This is a genomic window from Microbacterium sp. GCM10027623, assembly GCF_042666935.1.
Classification (GTDB): Bacteria; Actinomycetota; Actinomycetes; order Actinomycetales; family Microbacteriaceae; genus Microbacterium.
Window position 1 is genome coordinate 142,701 of the sequence record NZ_JBHTHE010000001.1, and the last position, 24,962, is coordinate 167,662.

Genomic DNA, 24,962 nt, shown 5'->3' on the forward strand with positions numbered 1-24,962 from the left:
AGCACCGCCCGCGACGTCACGACAGCGCGGGAATGACCTCGCGCTCGAAAAGCTCGATGCCCGAGCGGTCGTATGCCGCCTCGGGGAAGTAGTGGATCGCGTAGCCGAGTCCGCGGTCCTGCATGCCGCGAAGGTGCTCCACGATCTGCTCGGGCGTGCCGACGCCGTGCGCATCGGGGCCGCGGTAATTCTGCATGACCTCATCGAGGCGGTCGCCGAGGTGCGGCGCGAGGCGCGCCTCGACCGCCGCCAGACGGTCCTCCACCTCGGACTCCGTGGCGCCGATGACGGTGTTGTAGTTCGTCGAGCGCACGATGGCGTCGAAGTCGGTGCCCACCGTCTGGGTATGTGCGCGAAGGATCTCACTCTTGGCGGTGAACTCCTCCGGCTTTCCCGAGCCGAAGTTCGTGTACTGGGCGTACGTCGCAGCGATCTTCAGGGTGACCTTCTCCCCGCCGCCGGCGATCCACAGCGGGATGCCCTCGCGCTGCAGGGGAAGCGGCCGGACGATCGCGCCGTCCACCTGATAGTGCGTCCCGTCGAGGGTCGCGCTGCCGGTCGCCCATGCCTGACGCATGATCTGCACGCCCTCGTCGAGCCTGCGCAGCCGATCGCCTGCCGACGGGAACCCGTATCCGTAGGCGCGCCATTCGTGCTCGTACCAGCCACCGCCGATCCCCATCTCGGTGCGGCCCCCCGACACGATGTCGACGGTCGCCGCCACCTTCGCGAGATACGCCGGGTTGCGATACGACATGCACGTGCACATCTGACCGAGGCGGATGCGATCCGTCGAGGCCGCGAACGCCGACATCAGCGTCCAGGCCTCATGCGTGGCCTCGTCGCTGTGCACGGGAGTGGTGTGGAAGTGGTCGTACACCCACAGGGACTCCCACGGGCCGGCATCCGCGGCCTGAGCGATTGCGCGCATCGTCCGCCAATGATCTGCGGGATCGATGCCCACGAGGTCGAACCGCCAGCCTTGAGGTACGAAGATTCCGAAGCGCATGCGTGCAGTCTAGCCAGGGCTCAGAGGGCTCTGAGGCGTGGCGCGAGGTCCCGTTCGAACAGGGCCATGAATCGTTCCTGATCGTGGCCCGGCGCATGGAAGACGAGGTGGTTGAAGCCCCAGTCGACGTAGTCCTTGACCTGAGCGACCACCTGATCGGGGTCGGTGCCGACGATCCACCGCTTGGCGACCTGTTCGATCGGCAGCGCATCCGCGGCGCGTTCCATGTCGATCGGATCGGTGATGTCGTGCTTCTGCTCCTTCGACAGAGACAGGGGCGCCCAGAACCGCGTGTTCTCCAGCGCGGCCTGCTCGGTCTCCTCATACGAGATCTTGATCTCGATCATCCTGTCGATACCGGCGAAATCACGCCCGGCAGCCGCCGCTCCCTCCTTCACCGCCGGCACGAGCTGATCGACGTACAGCTCGCGGCCCTTGCCCGACGTGCAGATGAACCCGTCTCCCGCCCGGCCGGCGTACTTGGCGACGAGCGGACCTCCCGCGGCGATGTACACAGGAACGCCGTCGGCGGGGACGTCATAGATGGAGGCATCATGGGTCGAGTAGTACTCCCCCTCGAAACTGATGCGCTCACCCGTCCACAGGGCGCGCATCAGACGGACTGCTTCACGCAGCCGCGCGAAGCGCTCCCGGAACTCCGGCCACTCCTGCTCGCCGGCACCCCGGTATCCGGTGGCGATCTCGTTCAGCGCCTCCCCGGTTCCGACGCCGAGGAAGACACGGTCGGGATTCAGACACCCCAGCGTGGCGAAGGCCTGCGCGATCACCGCCGGGTTGTAGCGGAAAGTCGGCGTCATCACGCTCGTGCCGATCCGGATCCGCTCGGTGCGCTCACCCACGGCCGCCGCCCAGGCGATCGAGAAGGGCGCATGCCCACCGGTGTACCGCCATGGCTGGAAGTGGTCACTCACCGCCACCGATTCGAAGCCGTGCCGCTCCGCAGCCACGGCCACCTCGACGAGTTCCCTCGGCCCGAACTGCTCGGCGGATGCCTTATATCCCAGAGTCAGCATCGACTCTCTCCTCTCCGGCGGCGCGCGCCGCCGCATAGCCTGCTTCGAAACCTTCCCTGTGCGCCTCATCGGCGCCGAGCCGGAACATGTCCTTCTCCGGTGACCGCACGATGCTCGCAGCTCCCGGCAGATCGAGCGGGCCGACCAGCCGTCCCATCCCCCGGACCACTGCGACCGGACAGCCGCTGACCTTACCCTTGACGAGGTCGCCGGCGGCCGCGAGCTCATCCGCGACGCACGGCATGGTCACGCTGAGCTGCCGTCCCGCGCTGTCGCGCACCCCCGCGAGCCGGTCGAACACGTGCACGCCCGCCGCCCCGATGGCGATATCGGTCTGCCCGTCGCGCCAGGGACGACCAAGAGTGTCGCTGATGATCACGCCTACCTTCGCGCGGACGAGCTCGCGCAGGCGAGCCGCGATCCTGCGCGCTGACGCGTCGGGATCGAGAGGCAGCAGCAGTACCGTGCCCGCCGCCGTGTTCGACGCGTCCACCCCCGCCGCGGCGCCCACGATCCCCAGTCGGTTCTGGACGATACGGGTCATTCCGCCATCGCCACGGGGGCGAGTCGCGACAACGCGCACCGTCTCCGCCGTGATTGCGTCCTCCCTGTCGGCTGCGGCGACGACCCGTCCCTCGGCCTTGGACACGATCTTCGACGTGACGACCAGGACGTCGCCGTCGCGCAGCGGATACGGCGTCCGGGACGCTGCGGCCGCTATCAGATCGCTCAGGTCGTCGCCGGTGCGCACCTCGGGGATTCCGGGGAGCGGCCACGCACTGAGCAGCTCACTCATCGCACCTCCCCCAGCTCTGGCGCGACGTCTCGCGCAAAGCGTTCGATCCACTGCTCCTGATTGCGTCCGACGTTGTGCACATGAACCGTGTCGAACCCGAGTTCGAGCAGCGACCGGATATGACTCACGTGCACCCCGATGTCCGCGGATACGGGGATGCGCGAGCGGATGTCATCAGCGGTCACAGCGGCGGCGAGTTGCGCCACATCGAAGGGCGAGCGGATGTCGCCGCGTGGGAAGCGCAATCCGGCCATCGGCCAGTCGCGCAGCGCGTTCTCCATCGCCTCTTCGTCGCTGCCCGCCCAGGACAGCTGCACGTGCACACTGGCCCGCCCTGGGGTCGCGCCCCGGAACTCGGCGGCACCCTCACGGAAGGCACGGAGAACGGCGGTCAACCGTTCGCGCGAACCGGCCATCACGACGATGCCCTGGCCGGTTCTGCCCGCGCGTCTGGCGGTTGCCGGCCCGCCCGCCCACAGCTGAACCTCTGGGCTGCCCCGACTCCACAGTCGCGAGGTCTCCAGCTTGAAATGCTCTCCGGAGTGGCGCGCATCACTGTTCTTCGATGCCGTGGTGAACAGCCGACGGATCACGTCGCTCGCCTCGAACAGCCGCTCCGCGCGCTCATGCGGCTCCGGCCAGTAGCCTCCGACGACGTGCTCGTCTATCGCGTCGCCCGCGGAGAGCAGGAGACGGTGCCGACCGGGATGCAGAGCGGCGAGCGTCGCGCTCGCCTGCGCCACCGCTGCGGGGTGCATCCGATAACCGGGCACGGCTGAAACGGTGATCTCACCGATGGTGGCCTGGCCGATCGCGCCGGCGACCACCCAGGCGAACGAGGCGTTGCCCTGCGAGGGGAGCCACGGCTGGAAGCGGTCGGCGACGACGCTGCCGGAGAATCCTGCGGCGTCCGCGAGCGAGGCGATCCGCACGGCATCGGCTGGTTCGAACTGCTCGAGCGCCACGACGTGATGAAGTCTCGGAGGTCTCATTCCGCGTTCCCACTTCCTCGCGGCCGTGGCGTCGGCCGTTCTGACTCCATCAAAGCGGTTCTACCCGTGGTGGTCCAAACCTGCCTGGACGGCATGTCAACCGCGCGTCCGGGTGATCAGCTCCCAGGTCTCAGCCGGCCGTGCGGGAGAGGCGGTCAGCTCGAGGATACGGCGGTTCCACTCGTCCGCCGAGCCGAACTCGCCTGCCCACGCGATCGCAGGGAGCGTCACCCGATGCAGCTCGTGCTCGGCCGTCGTCCCGATGGCACCGAGTATCTGGTGCGCTCCCCGCGTGACCACCGACGCGGCAGTGCTCGCGCACGACTTCGCGACCGCGATGTCGAAGACCACCTGGGGATCCGTCCAGTCCTCCGCGGTTGCGGCGGTGAGTGCCGCACTGTCCGTCGCCGCCATCACCAGCGCCGCCTCACTGGCCATGGTGGCTGCGAGGTGCTGGACGGCCTGGAAGGCGCCGACCGGCCTGCCGAACTGGATGCGCTCCATGCTGTAGCGGACCGCGATCTCGACCGCACGCTCGAGGGCCCCGGAGATCTGGACGGCGCGCGCGAGTGCACCACGCAGTTTCCACTCCTCTAGGACATGCGCATCCATCCTCGAGCCGGAGGACGGGTCACCGCCCACCCGCACGGCGTCGCGCGGTTCACCGGCGAGGTTCTCCCCCGGCGCGATCTCCATCTCGGCGGTCGGAACCTCACGGACGTACCAGGCGTCGCCGTCGGGCTGCAGGAGCACGACCGACACCGCGGATCGGGCCCATGGGACGCCGTACGCTCGTCCCTCGGCATCCGCGATCGCGCTTGTGCGCAGATTCTCGACGTCCGGCAGTCCGGCCTGCTCGGCAAGCCATCCGCCCAGCAGGTCGTTCTCGGCGAGCGGAACCCGCCGCGCGCGCCTGGCGGCGGAGCGCAGCAACTCGGCCGCCTCCAGCCAGCTGGCATCGCTGCCGAACTCGCCCCCGCCGGTGAGCTTGGCGAGACCTGCCTCCTGCAGTTCCGCCCAGAGGGCTGCCTCGAGACCTGCGGGCTCCTCCTCGCGCGCACCGGCTCGCTCGCCGAGCAGACTCTCGATCAGGGCGCTCAGGTCGGGATCGACCTCTGCGTTCTCAACACCCGACAGCACGCTCATCTCATCCCCAATCCCCGTGCGATGACTCCGCGCAGCACTTCGTTCGTGCCGCCGCGGAGGGTGAAACCAGGCCTGGACACCAGCGCTGCATCGACGAGCGCGGCGAGTGCCTGCAGTCGGTCGTCGTGATGGCGGTGACCAGAGACCAGGCGATCGCCCAGCTCAGCGACGTCGCCCTCTGTGACGGTCCCCATCACCTTGACGAATGCGGCGCCGACGCCGACGTCGTCCCCGCGCGCGAGCATCCTCGACACCCCGTAGGACAGCGTGTGCAGCGCAGCCACGCGCGCGATCTGCCCGCCGACCTCGCCGGGAAGTCCGAGGGCGCCCGCCGAAGAGGCATCGGACAGCTCGCGGAGCACGCCGTAGCTGGAGAGCACGCGCTCCGGTCCGCTCCGCTCGAGAGAGAGTTCGGAGGTCACCTGCATCCAGCCGTTGCCCGGCTCTCCGAGCACGCCGTCGTCCGCGACGAAGACCCGGTCGAGGAAGACCTCGTTGAAGTGCGATTCGCCCGACATGGAGCGGATGGGGCGTACCTCCACGCCGGGGGCGCGAAGATCGACGATGAACTGCGTGAGGCCCGCGTGGCGTCGTGCGGTGTCCAGCGGTTCCGTTCTCGCCAGCAGCAGCAGGGCATCGGCCAGGTGCGCACCCGAGGTCCACACCTTCGTCCCGGTGATCTCCCAGCCGCCCTCGACGCGCTCTCCTCTGGTGCGGACCGAGGCGAGGTCCGACCCGCTCTCCGGCTCGCTCATCCCGATGCCGAAGTACATCTCTCCTGCGGCGATGCGGGGCAGGAGGGCGCGCTTCTGCTGCTCCGTGCCGAAGCGGAGGATCGAAGGCCCGGACTGACGATCCGCGATCCAATGCGCAGCGACCGGCGCCCCTGCCGCGAGAAGCTCGCCCGTGACGGCGAAGCGCTCCAACTGACTGCGCCCGTGCCCGCCGTACTCCTTCGGCAGCGTCATCCCGACCCAGCCGCGCTTCGCGAGGCGGCGGGTGAACTCGGGGTTCCAACCCGACAGCCAGGTGTCGACGGACGGAGTGAAGAGTCCCTCCGCACGCGTCTCGTCCAGGAAAGCCCTCACCTCGCGCCGCAGCGCCAGGACCTCCGTCGGCTCCCGGCCGACACTCAATCGCAGTTCGTCCATGCTCACCGTCCTCGATATTCTCCGACACGACGATCCCGCGCCGCCTCGAGAGCCCGCCTGTGGTCTTCGGTCTGGTGGGCAAGCGCCTGCATGCCCGCCGAGAGGTCGAGTACTTCGTCGAGGGTCTGATGCGCCGCCCCGGCGATGAGCTGCTTGGTCATGCGGACGGCGAGCGGCGGGTTGACCGCGATGCGCGCGGCCAGCGCCCGGGCCGCCGGGAGGAGCTCGTCGGGCTCGACGACCTGCGACACCAATCCCCATTCCAGCGCGGTCTGGGCGTCTATGCGGTCTCCTGTGAACGCCATCTCCCGGGCGCGAGCATCGCCGATCGCCCGGGGCAGCAGCCATGCGCCGCCGTCACCGGGGATGATGCCGAGCTTGACGAAGCTCTCCGCGAACCAGGCGTTCGTCGATGCGATCCTCAGGTCGCACATGCACACGAGGTCACACCCGGCGCCGACCGCAGGGCCGTTGACCGCCGCGATGATCGGGGCGCGCAATCGCGCGAGCGCACGCGGGATGCGCTGGATGCCGGTGCGATAGGCATACATCTGCTGCGCGGGCGGCAGACCGAACATGCCCTCGCCGTCGATCATGTGTCGGACATTGCCGCCGGTCGAGAAGGCGGAGCCGGCGCCGGTGAGGATCACCACGCGGACGTCCACGTCGTCGTTGGCCGCGTCCACGAGGCCTTCGAGGGCATCGATGACATCGTGACCCGTGATGGGGTTGCGCTGCTCCGGCAGATTCAGCGTCCACGTCTCGACATGACCGTCGCGCTCGACGGCAACCGGGTGCCCCATTGATCCTCCTTCGGATCCGTATTCGTGCTAATTATACATATAGATACGCCCCGCAAGGGCGGACTCCCCAACACCCTCCTGATCGACGCAGTTCGTGTATATGGTTATTACGAAAGTCGACAGCAGGGAGCAATGATGCCAGACCCGTACCGAACCCCGACGAGCTGGGACGAGAGTTGGACGCGCGTCGTCGACGTCATCGTCGTCGGCTCCGGCGCTGCAGGATTCTCCGCGGCCCTCGCCGCCGCAGACAGCGGATGCTCAGTCCTGGTGCTCGAGAAGGCCGATGGCCTCGGGGGGACAACCGCCCGTTCGAGCGCGACGATGTGGTTGCCCAACAACCCGCTGATGGGCAGACACGGCATCAGCGATCCGCGCGACCGCGCACTGCACTACCTCGCGTCCGCGTCCTACCCCGCGCTGTACAACCCGCATGACGCCGCGACCCTCGGGCTCGGCGAACACCGGTATTCGCTGTTGGAGGCGCTGTTCGACGAGGGGACGACAGCCTTCGAGCTGCTGCACCGCCTCGACGCGCTTCCGATCGACGAGACCAACTATCCCGCTTTCGCCGACTACTACGCCGAGAACCCCTCCAACGACGCTCCGTCCGGTCGCACGGTAAGGATCGCGATGCCCGAGGGATACCGGCCGGGAATGGGTGAGACGGGCGGACAGGTCTTCATCGCGACCATGGCTCGTGTCGCCGAGTCGCTCGGCACGGAGGTGCTGACCTCCCGACGTGTGACCACGCTCATCAAGGACGAGGCGGGTGTCGCCGTCGGCGTCGAGGCGACGTCGCGTTTCGGAACCGAGATCTTCGGGGCACGACGCGGCGTCATCTTCGCCACCGGCGGTTTCGTGCACAATCCGGACCTGGTGCGCGAGTACCTGCGCGGTCCGATCCTGGGCGGCGCCGGAGCCCGAGAGGCCACCGGAGACTTCGTCCGGATCGGTTCGGAAGCGGGCGCGATGCTGGGCAACATGGCCCACGCGTGGTGGGACCAGACCGTCGTCGAGGCGGCCGTGCGGTCCCGGGTGACCAGCCGCGACGCGGTCTACCTTTTCGGAGACTCGATGATCGTGGTCAACGGTCGCGGCGAGCGTGTCGTCAACGAGAAGAAGCCGTACAACGACCGCGGACAGGTGCACCACTACTGGGATGCGGACCGCAACGCCTTCTCGAACCTCCTCCTGTTCATGATCTTCGACGATGCCGTCCTCCGCGACCAGCGCGCTGCCCGGCACCGCTACCCGATACCCGACGAGCAGGGCGGGGAGGAGAACCTCATCTCGGCGGCGTCACTGGAGGAACTCGCAGAGGCAGTGTCGACGCGTCTGGCAGAGCTCGCCCCGGCGCTCGGCGACCATCCGCTCGAGCCATCGTTCCTGCCGAACCTCCGGTCGACGATCCGGCGATACAACGAGATGGCCGCAGCCGGCGAGGATGCAGATCACTCGCGGGGCGAGTCGGCGATCGAACGCGCCTGGGCGACGGTTCCGCGTGAGCCCGGTCAGTCGAACCCGACGATGTATCCCATCGCGGACCATGGGCCCTATCACTGCGTCATCCTGGGCCCAGGTGCCCTCGACACGAAGGGCGGTCCTGTGGTCGACGCGCAGGCGCGCGTACTGAACTTCGATCACGATCCGATCCCCGGCCTGTACGGGGCGGGGAACTGCATCGCCTCGCCGACCGGTGAGGCGTATTACGGCCCCGGCGCCACCGTCGGTGCGGCGATCACCTTCGGCGTGATCGCCGGCAGAGCCGCCGCAGATCGGAGCGCGTACGAACCGCAGCTCTGATCGTCCGCGGAGACGACCGCAGGAGAAAGCGACGGTGGGCGCCCGGAGAATCCGGACGCCCACCGTCGTTTTCACGGCTCAGGTGAGCCGGTCTGGCTTCCAGCGCAGCAACCGCTTCTCGGCAAACGAGACGATCGCCCCCAGCAGAAGCGCGAACACCATGATGACCAGAATCCCGGCGAACACACCCGCGGTGTAGAACTGCCCCGAGGCCCGGATGATCAGATAGCCCATACCACTGTTGGATGCCATCATCTCCGCCGTGACCGTGGCCACCAAGGCGTAGGGGACTGAGATACGCAGGCCCGCGATGATCCAGGTCATCGCCGACGGCAGCGTCACCGCGCGGTAGATCTGCCACTTCGACGCTTTCATCACCCGCATGACATCGATGAGGCCGCGATCGACGTCCCGCACACCTTCGTGAGTGTTGTAGAACACCAGGAAGAACACCACCGTGATCACCAGCGCGAGCTTGGACCCGATCCCGAGCCCGAACCACAGCAGGAAGAGCGGGATGAGCGCAAGCCGCGGAATCGCGTACAGGGCGGCGATGATCGGACTCACCACCGCACTCAGGAACGGATTGACGCCGAGAGCGAATCCGACGACGAGCCCCAAGCCTGCGCCGATGGTGAATCCGATCAGGGTCACCTGCATCGTCGCCGCGATATTCGTCAGGAGGATCCCATCCGCCACCCAGCGCGACAGCGCCTCGACGATGTCACTGGGGCGACTGATGTAGAAGCTGTCGATCAGGACACCGGGCTCGCCGGGTTTGCCGGAGAAGATCTGCCATGCCGCGACGATCAGGAGGATCAGTCCTACGCGACCGATCAGCACCTGCGCCCGCCGTTGCTTGGCGCGGGCCACCTCCCGGCTGATCTCCCGCACGAGTGCGGGGGGTGCCTCCTCTGCAGCCGGACGCAGAGTCCTGTCGATGATGCTCACGACGCCTGCTCCTCTGTTCCGGGCTTGCGCTGTCCGTCCTCGATGATGTTCCAGAGTCGCTGCCACACCGCTCCGAAGTCCGACGTCTGGCGGATCGACACCAGATCGCGGGGGCGCTCGAACGAGACGTCTTCGACATGCACGATCCGCCCGGGGTTGGTGCCGAAGACGACGATCGTGTCAGCCAGCAGAATCGCCTCCTCGAGGTCGTGGGTGACGAACAGAACCGTCTTGCGGTCACGCTCCCAGAGCCTGAGCAGCTCCGTCTGCATCGTGTTCTTCAGCATGGCGTCGAGGGCACCGAAGGGCTCATCCATCAGAAGCGTCTGCGGGGCATAGATCAGCGTCCTCGCCAGCGTCGCGCGCTTGCGCATCCCACCGGACAGCTGCGCCGGGAAGTTCTTCTCGAAGCCCGAGAGACCCACGAGTTCGATCATCTCCCGGACACGGCGCTGGCGCTCTGCACGCGGCACACCCTGGATCTCGAGCGCGAGTGAGATGTTCTGCTCGAGAGTGCGCCATGCCAGCAGATTGTCCTGCTGCGTGATGTACCCGACGCGAGTGTTGACGCCTGAGACCGTCTGCCCGTCGTAGCTGACCGTGCCCGCCGACGGGGCGAAGAGCCCTGCCACCATGTTCAGCAGCGTGCTCTTCCCGGACCCGGATGGTCCGATCAAGCAGACGAACTTCCCGGACTCGATCTCCAGGTCCACATCCTGGACGGCGACGAACGGCTCAGCGTCGGCCCGGGACAGGAACGCCTTCGATACGTTCTCGAACCGGATCCCCCCACGCGCGCGCCCGGATTCCGACGGAGGCGAATCTCTGGTCGCCACTGCGTTGCGCATGCTCATAGCTCACCTCTCGGCAGGATCGATCGCGTGCTCACGACGCGTCACCTGTCAGATCGTCGAGGAAGGTCGTGTCGTACACTGCCTCGAAGGCCACCTCCACCGGCTCATCCGCTTGATCATTGATGATCTGAAGCAGCAGGTCGAACCCCTTCTCACTCGGCTCGAACCCCTTGAGACCGGTCGGGTACGACGAGTCCCATGCCAACGTCCACAGCGCGGGATCCAGCTGGTCGTAGTACTTGGCTCGCACCATCTCGCCCGCAGCATCCGGGTCGGACTCGATCGCCGATGCCGCATCGGTCATCACATTCAGGAAGGCGGCGACGGCCTTCGGGTTCTCCGTGATGAACTTGCGCGACGTGATGATGTCACAGAACGGCAACTGCTGGAACTCCGGCACCTCTGCGAGCGTGATCCACACGGATCCATAGCCGCCGTCCACCGGCTGGACACTCGTCGGAGGGGAGAATGCGAACCCGTCCACCTGCCCTTCGCGGGCCGCGGTCACCAGCGCCGACGGCTCGGTGATGGGGCGGATCGTCACTTCCTTGTCAGGGTCGACGCCGTAGGTGGACAAGAGCTTGCGCGTCATCAGATCGGTCATCGACCCCGGTGTCGGCAGGGCGAGGGACAGGCCCTTCAATGCCTCCACGCGCTCCTGGATAGGAGCGTCCGGCTTGACCCCCAACCGCTTGATGACATCATCGCGGAGCGTGATCTGCGTCGTGGACCCCTTGGTGATGGTCGCCACGGATACGACGTCCAGTCCGTTGCCCACGGCAGCGAGCGTGCCGTTGCTCGCGACGACGCCGATGTCCGCCGCCCCCGTCGCCACTGCCTGGCTCGCCTGCACCGCGTTGGCGATCAGAGGGTTGTATGTGACGTCAATGCCTGCTTCGGCGAAGGAATCGCTGGCGAAAGCGTACAGCTGGTTGACCATCGCCAGGGATTCCGCCGCCGGCTGGAACACGACGGCCAGTTCTGCCGAGTCCCCGGCGGCGGACGGCTTCTCGGGGTTCGCGGCGCATGCCGCGAACGGCAGAACCGTCGCCACGATTCCCGCTGCGATGAGGCGGCGGCGCAACCCCGCGGCCGTTGAGCGCTTGACCATGTGTGTGTCCCTTCTTGGGTCTTCTTCGACCCGGTTCGACACCCGCCTGGACGACGGGCGTGAGCCCACCACCGTGGATTACTGCTTATCGTATGCAGGTAATGATTTAAGGTCAATGATATGCAGGAATGCAGCGGGCCACGACGGAGAAGCGGACATGCCCGGCGATGCATCTAACGTCGTCGGACGGTGCGCTCAGCGCGTCATGAGGAGTCCGCCGTCGAGCGGGAAGATCTGCCCCGTGATGAAGCCCGCGCCCGGTGAGCAGTAGAACGCCATGGGAGGCACGAAGTCCTCGGTGAGGTCACCGAGTCGGCCACCGAGCGGGATGGTCCGAGTGAAGCTCTCGTCGAGGGCGTCGAGTTCCGCAGGCGTGAGCTGGCTGCGGGTGGCGTCGAACATGGGTGTCCAGATCGCCGGCGAGATCATGTTCACGGTGATCCGGTGCGCGGCCCACGCCTGCGCGGCGGTGCGCGTCCAGGCGACCACAGCGCCCTTGCTCATGGAGTACGCAGCCTTCATCGGAATACCGAGCACGCCGGCATGGGAGGCGAAGTTGAGGATGCGTCCGCCGTCCTGCCTCATGTGGCGGAACGCGGCCTGGTTGGCCAGCACCGTGCCGAGTGCGTTGACGCGCATGACGCGGTCCCAGACATCGACCGTGACATCCTCCGGCTGACCGGCGGGTGAGATCCCCGCGGCATGGACGAGACAGTCGAGACCGCCCATCCGGCGCACCGCCTCGTCGACCGCTCCGCCGATCGAGCCCTCGTCCGCGACATCGCCGGGGACGAAATCAGCACCGGCGCCACGGGCGATGTCTCCACCCCGGTCGGAGTCGAGGTCGACGGACACGACCTTCGCGCCGAGCGCCGGCAGGGCGGCGACCAGCGCCGCTCCCATTCCGCTCGCTCCGCCGGTGATGGCGATGCGCTCGCCGTCGAGTCGTGTGAGATGGGGAATGGTCATGCTGATGCTCCTTCGCGATCAGGGGTCAACGGGCGAGGTAGCCGCCGTCCACGGGAAGATACGCGCCGGTGACATAACCGGCGGCGTCACTGGCGAGCCAGGCGATCAGGGCCGCCACCTCGTGAGGTTCTCCGAGGCGCCCGAGGGGTGTCGCGCGCTCACGCGCGGCGCGCATCTGGGCAGACAGCTTCTGGTCGACGAGCGGCGTGCGGATGTAGCCGGGACCCACGGCATTGACACGAATACCCTGCGCACCGTACTCCAGGGCGGCGTTCCGGGTGAGACCCAGCACCGCATGCTTGGAGGCCGTGTAGGCCGAGCTGCCCGTCTCCGAACCGACCGCTCCGAGGATCGAGGCGACGTTGATCACGCTGCCCCGGCCCTGTGGTGCCATCTGACGCAGCTCCGCTCGCATGCAGCGGAACACGCCGTCGAGATTGACGGACAGCACACGAGCCCAATCGTCATCGGGCAGGTCGGCCGTCTTCACGAACGGGAGACCGATGCCGGCGTTGTTCACCGCGATGTCCAGCGCGCCGAGCCGCTCGACGACCGCACCGACCATCTCGTCGACCGCGGATGAATCGCTCACATCTCCTGCCAACGCGATAGCGGTGCCACCGCTGGCGCGGATGTCCTCCGCCACGCGCGACGCCGCCTCACCCGCGACGTCCGCGACCGCCACGGCGGCGCCCATCTCTGCGAGCATCCTGCCGGTGGCCTCACCGATCCCGCTTCCCGCGCCGGTGACGAGGGCGACTCTGCCGGCCAGTCCATAGTCGAGCATCAGAGCGCCGCGAGCGAGCCGCCGTCGACGACGAGGGTCGTCGCCGTGATGAAGCTTCCGGCGTCACTCGCCACGAACACGGCGGCGCGCGCGATGTCGTCCGGGTGCCCGACCCGACCGAGAGGGATACCGCTGATCACGCCGTCCAGGAAGTCCTCGTTCTCGTCCGTGCGCAGACCGTCCAGGCCCGGGGTGGCGGTGATCGTCGGGGCCAGGCCGACGATGCGTATGCCGTGGGGGCCGAGCGAGGCGGCGAAGCCGTGGGTGAGCCCTCTCACCGCCCACTTGCTCGCGCTGTACGGGCCGGGCCCGCGGAAGGCCGCCGTGGATGCCACGTTGACGATGACGCCGGGACGCTCGGCCGCGATCATGCGGTTCGCCGCGGCGGCGATGCCGAACTGCGTCCCGAGGACGTTCACCCGGAAGATCCGTTCGAACTGCTCTTCGGAGACAGCGAGCGGATCGACCTGCGGGTAGATGCCCGCGTTGTTGACCCAGACGCCTATGGGGCCGAGCTCGGCTTCGGCGAATGCAGCCGCCTCCTCCACAGAGCCCCGGGACGAGATGTCCAACGATGTGGAGATGACACGCGCCGCGTGCGAGGTCCCGATCTCGCCGGCGGTGCGGGCGGCCGCCTCGGCATCCAGGTCGGCCACCAGCACCGCTGCGCCGGACTCGGCCATGCGTTCGGATATCGCGCGCCCGATGCCCTGAGCCGCTCCCGTGACGACGACGACAGTGTCGTCGAGACGGAAGAGCTCTGCGAGAGGCCGATGCTCTGGATTCATCATAATGATATTTATACACTAGCGATCAGCGACGAGACCATCCCGGATCTCTCACTCCACACGATGCTGCTCATCGCTCCCGATGGAGGAGGCACACGCCGAGGACGCCCGTCAGTGCGACCGCCAGAACGGCGGCTGTCCACAGCGCCAACTCCATGCCGGCCGCGGTCGGAAGCCCACTCGGATGCTGGTAGGCGAGGAACACCGCCCCCGCGATCGCACTGCCGACCGCACCACCCGACATGCGCAGCACCTGACTGAAGCTGATCGTGCTTCCCAGTTCACTGACGGGAACCTGGGCGGCGATCAGCACCGGCCCCGCGCCGGCGATGGCGCCCATGCCCAGCCCCAGCAGGACCGAGCTCGCCGCCAGCGCCAGGGGCTGCTGCGGAGCGAGCAGCAACGTCAGCACGCACAGGATGAGCGCGCAGGCACCGGCGGGCAGCAGGGCGAAGAGCAGCCTCGGCGTGGCCCAGCGCGCCATGACCCACCCGACGAAGAGACTTCCACAGGCGACCGGAGCCAAGATCACACCCGCCCACACGACGGGCACGCCTGCACCGTAACCCATGTCAGTCGGAGCGAGGAGGATGATGACCAGGCACGACATCGCAAGATACGCGATGATGCCGAGACTCGTCGAGGCCGCGTGGGAGACCCGTACATCCGACAGACGCAGCAGGGTCAGATCGAACAGCGGGGACGGCGACCGCCGCGCGAGGAGCACCCAGCCCACGAAGGCCGCGACCGTCACCAGCACCAGCACGACGATGGCCGGTGACGCCCACCCGAGCGCCGGGCCCTGGCTCACCGCCGTGACGAGCGCTGCCATTCCGGTGCTGAACAGCAGAGCGCCCCCGACATCGAATCTCCCCCTGCGTGGCTCCCGCCCGAGCGAAGGCACCTTCACCGCGACGAACAGCATCGACGCCGCGACGATCACGGCTGCGCACCAGAAGGCGAATCGGAAGTCGAGGTACTGCGCCACGACACCGGTGATGGGATACCCCGCTCCCAGCCCCGTCGCTACAGAGACGGACAGCGTCGCCGTGGCGCCCGCCGCCGGAACGGCGGCGAGCCTCTCCCGAGCGATCGCGACCGTGATGGCGGTGATCCCGAACGCGAAGCCCTGCAGCGCCCTTCCCACGAGCAGCAGCGGGAGATTCGGCGACAGCGCAGCCACGAGCGAACCCGCCAACACGACGAGCATCGTCGCCTGCAGCAGCCCGCGCTTGCGCGGACCGTCGCTGAGGCGACCGAGCAGCGGTGTCGCGATCGCGCCGACAAGCAGATTCACCGTCAGGGTCCACTGCGCGGCGGCCGCGCTCACCCGGAGGTCTTCAGCGATGACGGGGACGAGGAGCAGACCCATCGAACTGACCATGGACGTCCCGAGAGACGCCAGAACCAGTACCCCGACGAGCCCGCGCCCCGCCCTCACGGCCGACACCCGATCGGGCGTCAGTTCAGCACGACGAGCGCGTCCACCGCCACCGCTCCCGAACCGCGGGGACGGACGAGAACTGGATTGAGATCCAGCTCGGAGAGGCGGTCCCGATAGTCGTCACCGAACTCCGAGACGGCACTGACCACCTGAGCAAGCGCGTCCAGATCCGCCTCGGGCGCACCGCGGAACCCGGCGAGCAGTGCGCGCCCCCGCAGCCTCTCGATCAGCTCGCGCGCGCGGTCGACGCCGACGGGGGCACGATCGAGAACGGCGTCGTCGAGCAGTTCGGCCATCACGCCGCCGGTGCCGACCAGCACGAACGGCCCGAAGGACGGGTCGACGACGAGACCGACGATGAACTCCACGCCGTCGCGCACCTGCTGCTGGACGAGTACGCCTTCGGGTGCGGCGCCGTCCAGGGCCGCAGTGCCGCGGGCGACGAGCAGATCGAAGCCGTCCCGCACGGCATCGGCACCCTCCACGCCGAGCAGCACGCCCCCGATCTCGGTCTTGTGCGCGATCCGCTCGCTCGAGACCTTCAGCGCGACCGGATAACCCACGCTCTCCGCGAAGGCCACGGCGTCATCGGCGCTCGAGACGACTGCCTCCGACGGGAACGAGACACCGTACCCCGAGAGCAATGCGCGGGCTGCGGCATCACCGAGCACACCCGCGGGAGCATCGATCGACCTCGGCTGGGACGATCGCTCGCTCCGCAGCGCAGTCCCCGCGAAGCCGGCGAGCCCGCGGATGGCCGTGAAGAGTTCGCTGGCGGACGTGAACACCGGTACGGCCGCGGCCCGGTAGATCTCCTGCTCGACGTCGCTCACAGCCCCGTCGATCGAGTACACCACCAGGGGCAGCTTGCGCGTGCGCGCGGACTCCGCCAGCGCACGGGCACTGTCCTCGCCGACGGCGCCGGTGAGCGCCTTCCGCGCGTACACCAGGGCCGAGACCGTGTCGTCTGCGTCGAAGACCTCATAGGCATCGGCCGCGAGCTCGGGCTTCTTCGCGATGTCGCCGGTGAGGTCGCTGGGGTTGAGTCCGTTCCCGTGAGGGAAGAGTTCACTCAATGCGGACTGCCCCGCCTCGGAGAGCTGCGGCAGGGAAAGCCCGAAGCCTGCTGCGCGGTCGGCGAGGGCACCGGCCTGACCACCGGACACCGACATGATGCCGACCCGCGTCGAGCGCGGGGCGCCCTGGCCCAGGTACAGCTTCGCGACGGCGACGAGGTCGCTGAGCTCGTCCACGCGGATGATGCCCAGGGAGTCGAACAACGCCTCGTAGATACGGTCCTCGCCGGCGAGAGCTCCCGTGTGCGCGGCTGCACGCGCCGCGGCCTGCCCGGTCCTGCCGACCTTGATCGTGACGATGGGCTTGCCGAGCTCCGCGGCCAGCTCGGCGACGCGCACGAACTCCTCGGGACGACGGATGGCTTCGATGAACGCGATGACCATCTTCACCTCGGGATCCTGCAGGGCGTAGGAAAGATAGTCCGCGAATCCGAGGTCGATCTCGTTGCCGGCGCTCGCGTAGTAGCGAGCGCCGATGCCCTCCTCGGCCAGGCGGGAGATGATCGATCCGGCGGTGGCACCGCTCTGAGTGATCACGGCGACGTTCCCGGCCTCGAGCCGATGCTCCAGCACAGGCTGGATGGACATCACCGCACCGTTGGCGAAGTTCGCAAGCCCGTCGCTGTTCGGTCCGTGAATGCGCATGCCCGCGGCGTGCGCCGCCTCCAGCATCTCCGCCTCCAGCGCGCGCCCCTCGTCCCCCGACTCTCCGAATCCCTGTGCGGGAAGGACGACGGCCCGCACTCCTGCTGCGGCGCACTCCTTGACGGCCCGCACCGTGCCGGCATTGTCGAGCGTGATGACAGCGGCATCGACCTGTCCCTCGATGTCGCCTACGCGAGCCGCGGTGGGCAGGCCTTCGATCTCCGTGCGGTTCGGGTTGACGGGGATGATGCGCCCGGTGAATCCACCTGTCTGTATGAGCCGGAGCGGCCACCAGGCCAGCGTCCGCTGCTTGCTCGAGGCGCCGATCAGCGCGATCGTCCTGGGATTCCAGAGGGCATCGACGGCGTCCTCGCCGCCCGTCACCGACCGGATGTTCGACGTATTTACCAGACCACTCATGGGCTGCCTCGGCTTTCACTCGACAACACTGTCCTATTCATGATTACTATACTCATTGTTGAGGACGCGCACGCGCGTGAGCCTCGGAGGGAGCGACGATGAAGTTCGGCATTGTCCTGACGCCTGTGTACGGACGGGAGACCCCGCCCGACCGCCACGTCCGCGAGCACCAGGAGGCGGCCCGCCTGGCGCAGGAGCTGGGCTTCTCCACCGTGGTCACCGGCCAGCACTTCCTCGGCAGCGAACTGCGCTTCTACCAGCCCGTCCCCTACCTCACCGCGCTTGCGGGCGTCGTGCCCGAGATGCGCCTGGCGACGGGCGTCGTGCTTCTCTCGCTCGTCAATCCCATCGACCTGGCAGAGCAGATCGCGACGATGGATGTGCTCTCCCGGGGCCGAGCCGTGCTGGGCGTCGGGCTCGGCTACTCCGACCACGAGTACGGCGCCTTCGGGTTGGACCGCAGGCACAGGGTGCGGCGCTTCGAAGAGTCCGTCACTCTGATCCGGAAACTGTGGTCGGGCGAGCCCGTCGAGCACGAGGGGCGGTTCTTCCAGCTCTCGATCCCCGTGCCGGCTGTGCAGCCGGCACAAGAGCGCATCCCGATCTGGATCGGGGGCCAGGCCGAGGCGCCCGTGCGCAGGGCTGGGCGGCTCGGCGAGTCCTGGTACGCCGCACCATTCTGCAGTCATGAGGAGATCCGCGCCTACAAGCGCGCCTTCGATGAAGAGCGCGACCTGGCCGGCTACGACGAGGCGATCGAATTCCCTGTGCGACGTGATCTGGTCATCTCCGCAAGCCGCGGCGATGCCATCGAGGACGCGCTGCATCGCAGTCGGGCGCGCTACCAGACCTATCGCGACTGGGGCCTGAACAAGGGCGCAGGCGGCGTCGACACCGCGAACTACGGCGATCTCGATCGCGAACAGATCGAACAGCGCTGGATCCTCGGCGATGCCTCGGCGTGCGCCGATCAGCTTCTCGCCCTCCAGGAGGAGACAGGAATGACCGAGTTCGTCTACAAGCCGCACTGGCAGGGCTTCCCGCACCTCGAATCCATGCGTCAGCTGGAACTCTTCGGCGAGAAGGTCATGCCCCTGGTGCGTGGATGACTTCGATCGGATCCAGTTCCGCACCGACCGTGTAGACCTCACCGAGGAGTCGAACCCCGTCGAAGGTCAGTTCGGGCCGGATGACGGAATCGGTACCGAACTCGGCCAGCACCATGCGGGGCAGTGCCGGGTTGCGCTCACTGCGGGGGTGGGCGATGGTCACCACGCCGCCACCGCTGCGGTACTCGATCCACGGCTCTGCTATTCGCACATCGAGAACACCACGATAGGCGGAGAGCCGCACCCACCCCGTTGCTTTGAGGACGTCGTCCCCCGTGCTGACCAGAGGGAAACGGTACCGACCAGCAGCATCGACCGTGACATCGTCTGAACTGATCTCCGTGCCGTCGGAGACCCCCGCCACGTACGCGCGGAAGCTCGACTTGACCGACCACGCGATCTCGCCGCTCATGACAGCACGAGATCGATGAGAGGCGTACTCGGATCCCCGGCGCGGTCAGTCGCGATGCGGTGGCCGGCCTGAAGGAGCCTGCGCGCCTGGGCGTAGTCCCGCACGGAATTCACCGCGTCGATCGCGGTCAAGCGGTCGCCGTCGAGGTACAGCACACTGAACCGGTCTTCGCGCGGATCGCCGCGCTGGATGATGCGGTCGTCGACGCCACGCAGTCCCGTGGACTTGAGCTTCACGTCGTACTGGTTCGACCAGCCCCACGGCGCCTCCTCCTGCGGGAGGTCGACACCCGCGATCGAGGCCGCCACGATGCGCGCGCGCTGGGTGGCGTTGTGCACGGTCTCCAGTCTCACGCGCCGGCCGCTTGTGAACCCACCCGCATGGTTCGCGCAGTCACCGGCCGCCCATATGCCCGGCAGCGTCGTCCGACCCGAAGCATCGGTGTCCACTCCGTTCGTGCACTGCGCACCTGCTGCACGCAAGGGTTCGACGTGGGGTATCAGACCGATCCCGACCACGACCGCCTGGGCCGCGATGACGTCACCGGCCGAGGTGAGCACACCGGAGAGCGCTCCGCCCTGGCCGCGGAACTCGGTGGCGGTCGTTGCGAGCCTGATGTCGACCCCCTGAGCTGCGTGCACACGGTGGTAGTACGACGACACCACCTCGCTCGTGACCCGCGAGAGCAGTCGCGCCTCGGCTTCGAGAACCGTCACGCGGATGCCCATTCCGACCATGGCCGCCGTCACCTCGAGCCCGATGTACCCTCCTCCGACGACGACCGCGTCCGTGACCGATCCCAGGCTCGTGCGCAGTGCGCGCGCGTCTTCCAGCGTGCGCAGATGGTGAACGCCGCGAAGGTCGCCTCCCGGGCCGGGGAACCGCCGCGGGGCGCCGCCTGTCGCCCACACCAACTGGTCGTAGCGCAGGGCCTCGTGGCCGGTGCGCACCGAGCGGGCAGCGGGGTCGACGGCATCGACTCTGGCCCTGACGAACCGGAGATCCAGTGCATCCCACGCAGCCCCGGAGCGCAGCGGAAGCGTCTGCTCGTCGGCGTCGCCGGTCAGGAAGGCCTTGGACAGCGGTGGGCGATCATACGGTGGGTGCGGCTCATCGCCCAGCAGAACGATCTCCCCGCCGTAGCCGTACTCGCGCAGAGCGGCCGCCGTCGTGAGCCCGGCCAGTCCGGCGCCGACGATGACGGCACTCATCGCGGGGGCACGACGACCTGCAGGCCATCGCAGGAGGCGTCGAGTCGGATCTGGCAGCCCAGGCGGCTGGTGTCCTCACGGTCATCGGACATCTCCAGCATGTCCAGTTCATCCGCAGAAGGCGGTGGCAGCGTGCTCGGCAGATCCGCGGCGTAGACATGGCATGTCGCGCACGACATCTCTCCGCCGCACTCGCCGATCACCCGCGGCACATTGCTGCGCACGGCGACCTGCATGATGCTCTCGCCGATCTGGGCATCCGCCACGATCCGGTCGCCGTCGACGTCGAATGTGACCTTCATCATCAGTTTCCCTTCGGGGTGTAAGCGACGCGCATCTCGCTGAAGCCCGTCGCGTTCGCGTCTCTGAGCCACTGCGGCTCGCCGGCATCTGCTCGCCGCATGTCCGGGAACGCCGCCAAGACCTTGGTGAAGAAGGAGTTCATCTCCAACCGCGCGAGGTTCCGCCCGATGCAGAGGTGGTTGCCGATGCCGAACCCGAGGTGCTCGCTGTTGCGCTCGATGTCGAAACGGGCGGGTTCGTCGAAGGCACGCTCGTCGAAGTTCGCGGATGCCTGGTAGACGACGACCCAGTCGCCGGCGCGAATCCGCTTGCCGCCGAAATCCATGTCCTCGTTGGCGATGCGCAGCCGGTTCTTCGAGGGCGTGCACCACCGCACGATCTCCTCCACCGCGCCGTTGACCAGTGAGGGGTCCGCGATGAGCTTGTCGCGCTGATCGGGGTTCTCCATGAAGAGCCACAGCCCGGTCGCCGCGGTGTTGCGGGTCGTCTCCAGCCCGCCGAAGATCACCAGGAAGAACCAGGTCTGCATCTCGTACAGGCTCAGCGGATCACCGTCGATCTCGACACGGCTGATGGCAGTGGCGAAGTCGTCGCGCGGGTTCCTGCGCCGCTCCAGCGCCAGTTGGCCGCAGTACTCGAGCAGTCGTTTCTGCCCGTGCAGCGATGTGGCGATCGGGTCGCCGTCGATGGTGAAGCGGGGATCTGCTGCGGCCATGAACTGCCATGACGCCTCGCGGATCATCGGCCAGTCCTCCTCGGGGATGCCGAGCATCCTCAGGATGACGCGCATGGGCAGTTCACCTGCGAGATCGTCCACGAGATCGCATTCGCTCGCGACGGAGACGTCCCTGATGATTCCGTCGACCACCTCATCCACGAATTCGTGCAGGCGGTTCACGGCCGGCACCGAGAAGTGCTTGTTCATCGGGCGCCGATACAGGCTGTGCATCGGCTCGTCCATCGCCGTCAAGTCAGCGTCGCGCACGAGCGCGTGCCGTTCCTCGGGTGTCAGCCGCTTCGGCGTCCGCGGCACTCGGGAATGCCAGCGCGAGCTGAACTGCCGGTGATCCGAGAGCACCGCCTTGACATCGTCATAGCGCGTGATGGCCCAGTAGCTCTTGCCGTAGCGCTCGTCCACCGTCCAGTGGACGGGATCCTCGTCGCGCATGACCTTGAAGACGTCGCGATACTCCTGCGTCGCGTAGAAGTCCGGATTCAGCAGGTTGTTGTCGATGTACGACCAGTCCGTAGCCACAACGCTCCTTTGCATGGTGATGATATGCATCAATCCAAGCACGGGCCGTCAGGGGTGGCCAATGCAAGAAGCGCCGAGCCTTATGCGTCTACTGCATAATCCGGATGGACTCCCTCACGCCGAAGAAGGCTCCGCGCGCGCGGGGCACTGCGATCCAGACGGATGTGCCGGAGGGAGTGGTTTCCAGAAAACGGCGGCCGTTCTCGATCGCGACGACCTCATCACCGGCGATGTCCACTGCGAGCTCGGACTCCAGACCGGTGTAGACCACATCGCGGACGACCCCACGCACGACCACCAGGGCATCCGACTCCGCCGGACGCTCCAGGCTGACCTGCGCGTCCGTCGGGCGGAAGCGCATCGTGGTCCCGTCCTCCAGGTGAAGCACATTCGACATGCCGACGAACGATGCGATGTGCTCCGTCTGCGGCGACTCGAACACCTCGCTGGGCGTGCCGATCTGTTCGATGCGGCCGTTGTTCATCACGGCCACACGGTCGCCCAATGCGAGCGCCTCCGTCTGATCATGCGTGACGTACAGACCCGAGAACCGGAGCCTGCCGTGCAGCGCATGCAGTTCGTTTCGGACCTTCGTCCGCAACAGCGCATCGAGGTTCGACAGCGGCTCGTCCATCAGCACGAGCTCCGGGCGCGCCACGATGCCGCGGGCCAGAGCGACGCGTTGCTGCTGTCCGCCTGAGAGCTGCGCGGGGTAGCGGTCCAGGAGAGCGGTCGTGTCGACCAGGGCAGCCGCCTCCTCGACCCAGCCAGAACCCAGCTGCTCCTTCATCTTGCGCGCCTTCAGCGGGTATCCGATGTTCTTGCGCACGGTCATGTGAGGCCACAGCGCGTAAGACTGGAACACCATGCCGATGTCCCTGGACTCCGGATTCACGTCGATTCCCTGCGGCGCGTCGAAGACGGTGCGACCCGCGAGCGATATCCGTCCACTGTCGGCGGACTCGAGTCCGGCAAGGCAGCGCAGTGCGGTCGTCTTGCCGCAGCCGCTGTGCCCGAGCAGCACCACCATCTCGCCGTCGCCGATCTCGAGGTCGAACTCGGACAGTGCCTGGTGGTATGTAGGGCTGTCGGCCTTGCCGAACGCCTTGCTCAGTCCTTCGATTCTGATTGTCATAGCGACTCCATCGACTTGGTTCCTCCGGCGAGGAGGGCGAGGCCGACACCGGCCGCCGTGATGATGCACATCACGAGGCCCATCGCGGCGACCATGGGGAACGAGACCAGCGTCCACATGTCATAGAGCGTGGTGCCCATGACCTGGATCTGGGGAGACCTCACCAGCATGGAGGCCGCGAACTCATGTGTCATGAGGACGAAGATCAACGCAGCCGATCCGGCGATGGATGACCTCAGCATGGGCACGACGATGCCGACGTGTGACTTGATGAGGCCGGCCCCCGAGACCCGGGCCGCGGCCTGGAAGTGCGGTCCGAGTGACATACGGGCCGCCACCTGCATGCGCGTGGCGAACGGGAGCATGATCGTCACGTAGACGACGATCAGCACTGCTTCCGTGCCGTACAGCCGGAACGGCGGCTGGGTGTAGGTGAAGAAGAACCCCGCACCGAAGACGACGGCGGGAACGCCGAGTGGGATGGTCACGACGAGGTCGAGGATCCACTTGACGAACGACGGCACCCGATCGCTGACGAGGCGGTCGGCGATGACGTATCCCAGCGGGATCGCGATGGCGACCGCGGCGATGGAGACCACCAGGCTGGTCTGGATCGAGCGGGCATACGGAGCGGACGCGAACAGCTGCTCGAAGTTGCGCCAGGTCGCGGTCGTGATGTCGAACCTGCCGTCCCAGAACGGGGAGACCGATGCGAGCGCCAGTGCGATGACGGGCAGCACCGTGGCCAGGAAGGCGAAGCTGCCGATGAGCATCGGCGCACCCCGGGTCGGCTTCTGCCCGAACCTGCCGCCCTTGCCGCTGTCGACGACGAAACGTCGAGGATCGGAGAGCAGGAACTTCTGCAGCACCACGATCACCAGACCCGCGAACAGGAGTGGAGTGGCGATCGCTGCGGCGGCGCCATAGTTGGCGGGGCTCTGAGAGGTGAAGCGGAACACCTCGGTGGCGAGCACACGGATGTTGTTGTTCGCGCCGAGCATCAGCGGCGCGGCGAACTGTCCGAGCCCGAGCAGGAGGGCCACCGCCAGCCCGTACACGATGGACGGGCGGATGATCGGGAGGACGATCTCTGCATACACCTTGAGGCGTCGCGCGCCCGAGGTGAGTCCGGCCTCGATGTGTTCGGCGTTGACCCGCTGCAGTCCGTTGCGCAGGAACAGATAGACGAAGGAGCTCAGACCGATTCCCGTGATGATGACGATCCAGGTGACGGTGTACACATCGAACGGACCTTCGGTGACGCCCGTCGGCCAGAACGGCAGGGAACGGATGCCCGCGTTGATGAGCCCGGAGTTCGGAGCCAGCAGCAGCGACCAGCCCACGATGGCCGCCGACGGCGGCACGACGAGGGGAAGGATGGGGAGGATGGCCATCCAGCGGAAGCCCGGGCCGAGTCGCAGCGACGCGAAGGCGAGGACTCCCCCTCCGACGACGCCGATGATGAGAGCGCCGACGGCGAGGATCGCCGTGACGAGGATGGTCTGGGCGAGATCCTTGGTGGTGAATGCGGCTGCATATCCGGCCCCGCCGTCACGCAGGGCGCGCAGCTGAAGCTGAATGAGCGGCCACAGCGTCATGTATCCGAGGACGACGATGAGGGCGGTGCCGGCGGCGTGCGTGCGGATTCGCCGCCACATCTTGCGGCGCTTCGCTGCGGAGGTCTCCGGAAGCTCGATCGGCGAATCCATCCGGGTCTCTTCCCTCGGCCGTGCCAGCGTGTCAGTTGTCATCTTC

23 protein-coding genes are annotated in these 24,962 nt (G+C 67.4%); 2 read left to right on the forward strand and 21 right to left on the reverse strand.

What is annotated here, in order from left to right:
- Nucleotides 1–16 precede the first annotated feature (16 nt).
- The 7 genes from ACFQY2_RS00605 to ACFQY2_RS00635 form a co-directional block, all read right to left on the reverse strand.
- Complete coding sequence (locus tag ACFQY2_RS00605; RefSeq protein WP_378743650.1) at nt 17–1,009, reverse strand: LLM class F420-dependent oxidoreductase; 993 nt, start codon at nt 1,007–1,009, stop codon at nt 17–19.
- Nucleotides 1,010–1,029: 20 nt separating this feature from the next.
- A complete protein-coding gene (fgd, locus tag ACFQY2_RS00610) occupies nt 1,030–2,043 on the reverse strand; it encodes a glucose-6-phosphate dehydrogenase (coenzyme-F420) (RefSeq protein WP_378743651.1) in 1,014 nt (337 codons plus the stop codon).
- Nucleotides 2,024–2,839 (reverse strand): coenzyme F420-0:L-glutamate ligase, encoded by an 816-nt coding sequence (cofE, locus tag ACFQY2_RS00615; RefSeq protein ID WP_378743652.1) that lies wholly within the window; start codon nt 2,837–2,839, stop codon nt 2,024–2,026. Before cofE ends, fgd begins: the two co-directional genes overlap by 20 nt.
- Entirely contained in the window at nt 2,836–3,831 is a 996-nt protein-coding gene (locus ACFQY2_RS00620; RefSeq protein ID WP_378743653.1) for a TIGR03557 family F420-dependent LLM class oxidoreductase, read from the reverse strand. The genes cofE and ACFQY2_RS00620 overlap by 4 nt, the downstream gene beginning before the upstream one ends.
- Nucleotides 3,832–3,927: 96 nt before the next feature.
- Nucleotides 3,928–4,977 (reverse strand): acyl-CoA dehydrogenase family protein, encoded by a 1,050-nt coding sequence (locus ACFQY2_RS00625; protein WP_378743654.1) that lies wholly within the window; start codon nt 4,975–4,977, stop codon nt 3,928–3,930.
- Nucleotides 4,974–6,128 (reverse strand): acyl-CoA dehydrogenase family protein, encoded by a 1,155-nt coding sequence (locus tag ACFQY2_RS00630; RefSeq protein WP_378743655.1) that lies wholly within the window; start codon nt 6,126–6,128, stop codon nt 4,974–4,976. The genes ACFQY2_RS00625 and ACFQY2_RS00630 overlap by 4 nt, the downstream gene beginning before the upstream one ends.
- A gap of 2 nt (nt 6,129–6,130) precedes the next feature.
- A complete protein-coding gene (locus ACFQY2_RS00635) occupies nt 6,131–6,931 on the reverse strand; it encodes a crotonase/enoyl-CoA hydratase family protein (RefSeq protein WP_378743656.1) in 801 nt (266 codons plus the stop codon).
- Between the two features lie 132 nt (nt 6,932–7,063).
- Between ACFQY2_RS00635 and ACFQY2_RS00640 the strand changes: the two genes are divergently transcribed.
- The gene (locus ACFQY2_RS00640) at nt 7,064–8,737 is read left to right on the forward strand and encodes an FAD-dependent oxidoreductase (RefSeq protein ID WP_378743657.1); all 1,674 of its coding nucleotides are present in this window, start codon (nt 7,064–7,066) and stop codon (nt 8,735–8,737) included.
- A 78-nt stretch (nt 8,738–8,815) separates the two neighbouring features.
- Here the strand turns inward: ACFQY2_RS00640 and ACFQY2_RS00645 are convergent, their stop codons facing one another.
- The 8 genes from ACFQY2_RS00645 to ACFQY2_RS00680 form a co-directional block, all read right to left on the reverse strand.
- Nucleotides 8,816–9,688: an ABC transporter permease gene (locus ACFQY2_RS00645; RefSeq protein ID WP_378743658.1), complete on the reverse strand. Its 873-nt coding sequence runs from the start codon at nt 9,686–9,688 to the stop codon at nt 8,816–8,818.
- A complete protein-coding gene (locus tag ACFQY2_RS00650) occupies nt 9,685–10,542 on the reverse strand; it encodes an ABC transporter ATP-binding protein (protein WP_378743659.1) in 858 nt (285 codons plus the stop codon). Before ACFQY2_RS00650 ends, ACFQY2_RS00645 begins: the two co-directional genes overlap by 4 nt.
- A gap of 31 nt (nt 10,543–10,573) precedes the next feature.
- Nucleotides 10,574–11,653, reverse strand: a complete 1,080-nt coding sequence (locus tag ACFQY2_RS00655) for an ABC transporter substrate-binding protein (protein ID WP_378743660.1) — start codon at nt 11,651–11,653, stop codon at nt 10,574–10,576.
- Between the two features lie 195 nt (nt 11,654–11,848).
- Entirely contained in the window at nt 11,849–12,622 is a 774-nt protein-coding gene (locus ACFQY2_RS00660) for an SDR family NAD(P)-dependent oxidoreductase (protein ID WP_378743662.1), read from the reverse strand.
- 25 nt (nt 12,623–12,647) lie between these two features.
- Entirely contained in the window at nt 12,648–13,409 is a 762-nt protein-coding gene (locus ACFQY2_RS00665; protein ID WP_378743663.1) for an SDR family NAD(P)-dependent oxidoreductase, read from the reverse strand.
- Nucleotides 13,409–14,200 carry an SDR family NAD(P)-dependent oxidoreductase gene (locus ACFQY2_RS00670; RefSeq protein ID WP_378743664.1) on the reverse strand — a complete coding sequence of 264 codons (792 nt, stop codon included), beginning with the start codon at nt 14,198–14,200 and terminating at the stop codon, nt 13,409–13,411. The genes ACFQY2_RS00665 and ACFQY2_RS00670 overlap by 1 nt, the downstream gene beginning before the upstream one ends.
- Nucleotides 14,201–14,267: 67 nt before the next feature.
- Nucleotides 14,268–15,647: an MFS transporter gene (locus tag ACFQY2_RS00675; protein ID WP_378743665.1), complete on the reverse strand. Its 1,380-nt coding sequence runs from the start codon at nt 15,645–15,647 to the stop codon at nt 14,268–14,270.
- An 11-nt stretch (nt 15,648–15,658) separates the two neighbouring features.
- Nucleotides 15,659–17,782 (reverse strand): acetate--CoA ligase family protein, encoded by a 2,124-nt coding sequence (locus ACFQY2_RS00680; RefSeq protein WP_378743666.1) that lies wholly within the window; start codon nt 17,780–17,782, stop codon nt 15,659–15,661.
- 98 nt (nt 17,783–17,880) lie between these two features.
- On the opposite strand from ACFQY2_RS00680, the gene ACFQY2_RS00685 reads away from it, so the two are divergent.
- Complete coding sequence (locus tag ACFQY2_RS00685; RefSeq protein ID WP_378743667.1) at nt 17,881–18,891, forward strand: LLM class flavin-dependent oxidoreductase; 1,011 nt, start codon at nt 17,881–17,883, stop codon at nt 18,889–18,891.
- On the opposite strand, the gene ACFQY2_RS00690 is transcribed toward ACFQY2_RS00685, so the two are convergent.
- The 6 genes from ACFQY2_RS00690 to ACFQY2_RS00715 form a co-directional block, all read right to left on the reverse strand.
- Nucleotides 18,869–19,303: an HtaA domain-containing protein gene (locus tag ACFQY2_RS00690; RefSeq protein WP_378743668.1), complete on the reverse strand. Its 435-nt coding sequence runs from the start codon at nt 19,301–19,303 to the stop codon at nt 18,869–18,871. The genes ACFQY2_RS00685 and ACFQY2_RS00690 overlap by 23 nt on opposite strands.
- Nucleotides 19,300–20,514, reverse strand: a complete 1,215-nt coding sequence (locus ACFQY2_RS00695) for an NAD(P)/FAD-dependent oxidoreductase (RefSeq protein ID WP_378743669.1) — start codon at nt 20,512–20,514, stop codon at nt 19,300–19,302. The genes ACFQY2_RS00690 and ACFQY2_RS00695 overlap by 4 nt, the downstream gene beginning before the upstream one ends.
- Nucleotides 20,511–20,819 (reverse strand): 2Fe-2S iron-sulfur cluster-binding protein, encoded by a 309-nt coding sequence (locus ACFQY2_RS00700; RefSeq protein WP_378743670.1) that lies wholly within the window; start codon nt 20,817–20,819, stop codon nt 20,511–20,513. The genes ACFQY2_RS00695 and ACFQY2_RS00700 overlap by 4 nt, the downstream gene beginning before the upstream one ends.
- Nucleotides 20,819–22,072 carry a cytochrome P450 gene (locus ACFQY2_RS00705; protein WP_378743671.1) on the reverse strand — a complete coding sequence of 418 codons (1,254 nt, stop codon included), beginning with the start codon at nt 22,070–22,072 and terminating at the stop codon, nt 20,819–20,821. The genes ACFQY2_RS00700 and ACFQY2_RS00705 overlap by 1 nt, the downstream gene beginning before the upstream one ends.
- An 88-nt stretch (nt 22,073–22,160) precedes the next feature.
- Complete coding sequence (locus tag ACFQY2_RS00710; RefSeq protein ID WP_378743672.1) at nt 22,161–23,207, reverse strand: ABC transporter ATP-binding protein; 1,047 nt, start codon at nt 23,205–23,207, stop codon at nt 22,161–22,163.
- Nucleotides 23,204–24,958: an ABC transporter permease gene (locus ACFQY2_RS00715; protein WP_378743673.1), complete on the reverse strand. Its 1,755-nt coding sequence runs from the start codon at nt 24,956–24,958 to the stop codon at nt 23,204–23,206. The genes ACFQY2_RS00710 and ACFQY2_RS00715 overlap by 4 nt, the downstream gene beginning before the upstream one ends.
- Nucleotides 24,959–24,962: the final 4 nt, after the last annotated feature.

Coding starts and splice junctions, on each gene's coding strand:
- ACFQY2_RS00620 (WP_378743653.1), bottom strand. CDS start 3,831: ATGAGACCTCCGAGACTTCATCACGTCGTGGCGCTCGAGCAGTTCGAA.
- ACFQY2_RS00605 (WP_378743650.1), bottom strand. CDS start 1,009: ATGCGCTTCGGAATCTTCGTACCTCAAGGCTGGCGGTTCGACCTCGTG.
- ACFQY2_RS00690 (WP_378743668.1), bottom strand. CDS start 19,303: ATGAGCGGCGAGATCGCGTGGTCGGTCAAGTCGAGCTTCCGCGCGTAC.
- ACFQY2_RS00635 (WP_378743656.1), bottom strand. CDS start 6,931: ATGGGGCACCCGGTTGCCGTCGAGCGCGACGGTCATGTCGAGACGTGG.
- ACFQY2_RS00660 (WP_378743662.1), bottom strand. CDS start 12,622: ATGACCATTCCCCATCTCACACGACTCGACGGCGAGCGCATCGCCATC.
- ACFQY2_RS00625 (WP_378743654.1), bottom strand. CDS start 4,977: ATGAGCGTGCTGTCGGGTGTTGAGAACGCAGAGGTCGATCCCGACCTG.
- ACFQY2_RS00670 (WP_378743664.1), bottom strand. CDS start 14,200: ATGATGAATCCAGAGCATCGGCCTCTCGCAGAGCTCTTCCGTCTCGAC.
- ACFQY2_RS00650 (WP_378743659.1), bottom strand. CDS start 10,542: ATGAGCATGCGCAACGCAGTGGCGACCAGAGATTCGCCTCCGTCGGAA.
- ACFQY2_RS00665 (WP_378743663.1), bottom strand. CDS start 13,409: ATGCTCGACTATGGACTGGCCGGCAGAGTCGCCCTCGTCACCGGCGCG.
- ACFQY2_RS00685 (WP_378743667.1), top strand. CDS start 17,881: ATGAAGTTCGGCATTGTCCTGACGCCTGTGTACGGACGGGAGACCCCG.
- fgd (WP_378743651.1), bottom strand. CDS start 2,043: ATGCTGACTCTGGGATATAAGGCATCCGCCGAGCAGTTCGGGCCGAGG.
- ACFQY2_RS00630 (WP_378743655.1), bottom strand. CDS start 6,128: ATGGACGAACTGCGATTGAGTGTCGGCCGGGAGCCGACGGAGGTCCTG.
- ACFQY2_RS00715 (WP_378743673.1), bottom strand. CDS start 24,958: ATGACAACTGACACGCTGGCACGGCCGAGGGAAGAGACCCGGATGGAT.
- ACFQY2_RS00710 (WP_378743672.1), bottom strand. CDS start 23,207: ATGACAATCAGAATCGAAGGACTGAGCAAGGCGTTCGGCAAGGCCGAC.
- cofE (WP_378743652.1), bottom strand. CDS start 2,839: ATGAGTGAGCTGCTCAGTGCGTGGCCGCTCCCCGGAATCCCCGAGGTG.
- ACFQY2_RS00640 (WP_378743657.1), top strand. CDS start 7,064: ATGATGCCAGACCCGTACCGAACCCCGACGAGCTGGGACGAGAGTTGG.
- ACFQY2_RS00680 (WP_378743666.1), bottom strand. CDS start 17,782: ATGAGTGGTCTGGTAAATACGTCGAACATCCGGTCGGTGACGGGCGGC.
- ACFQY2_RS00695 (WP_378743669.1), bottom strand. CDS start 20,514: ATGAGTGCCGTCATCGTCGGCGCCGGACTGGCCGGGCTCACGACGGCG.
- ACFQY2_RS00700 (WP_378743670.1), bottom strand. CDS start 20,819: ATGATGAAGGTCACATTCGACGTCGACGGCGACCGGATCGTGGCGGAT.
- ACFQY2_RS00655 (WP_378743660.1), bottom strand. CDS start 11,653: ATGGTCAAGCGCTCAACGGCCGCGGGGTTGCGCCGCCGCCTCATCGCA.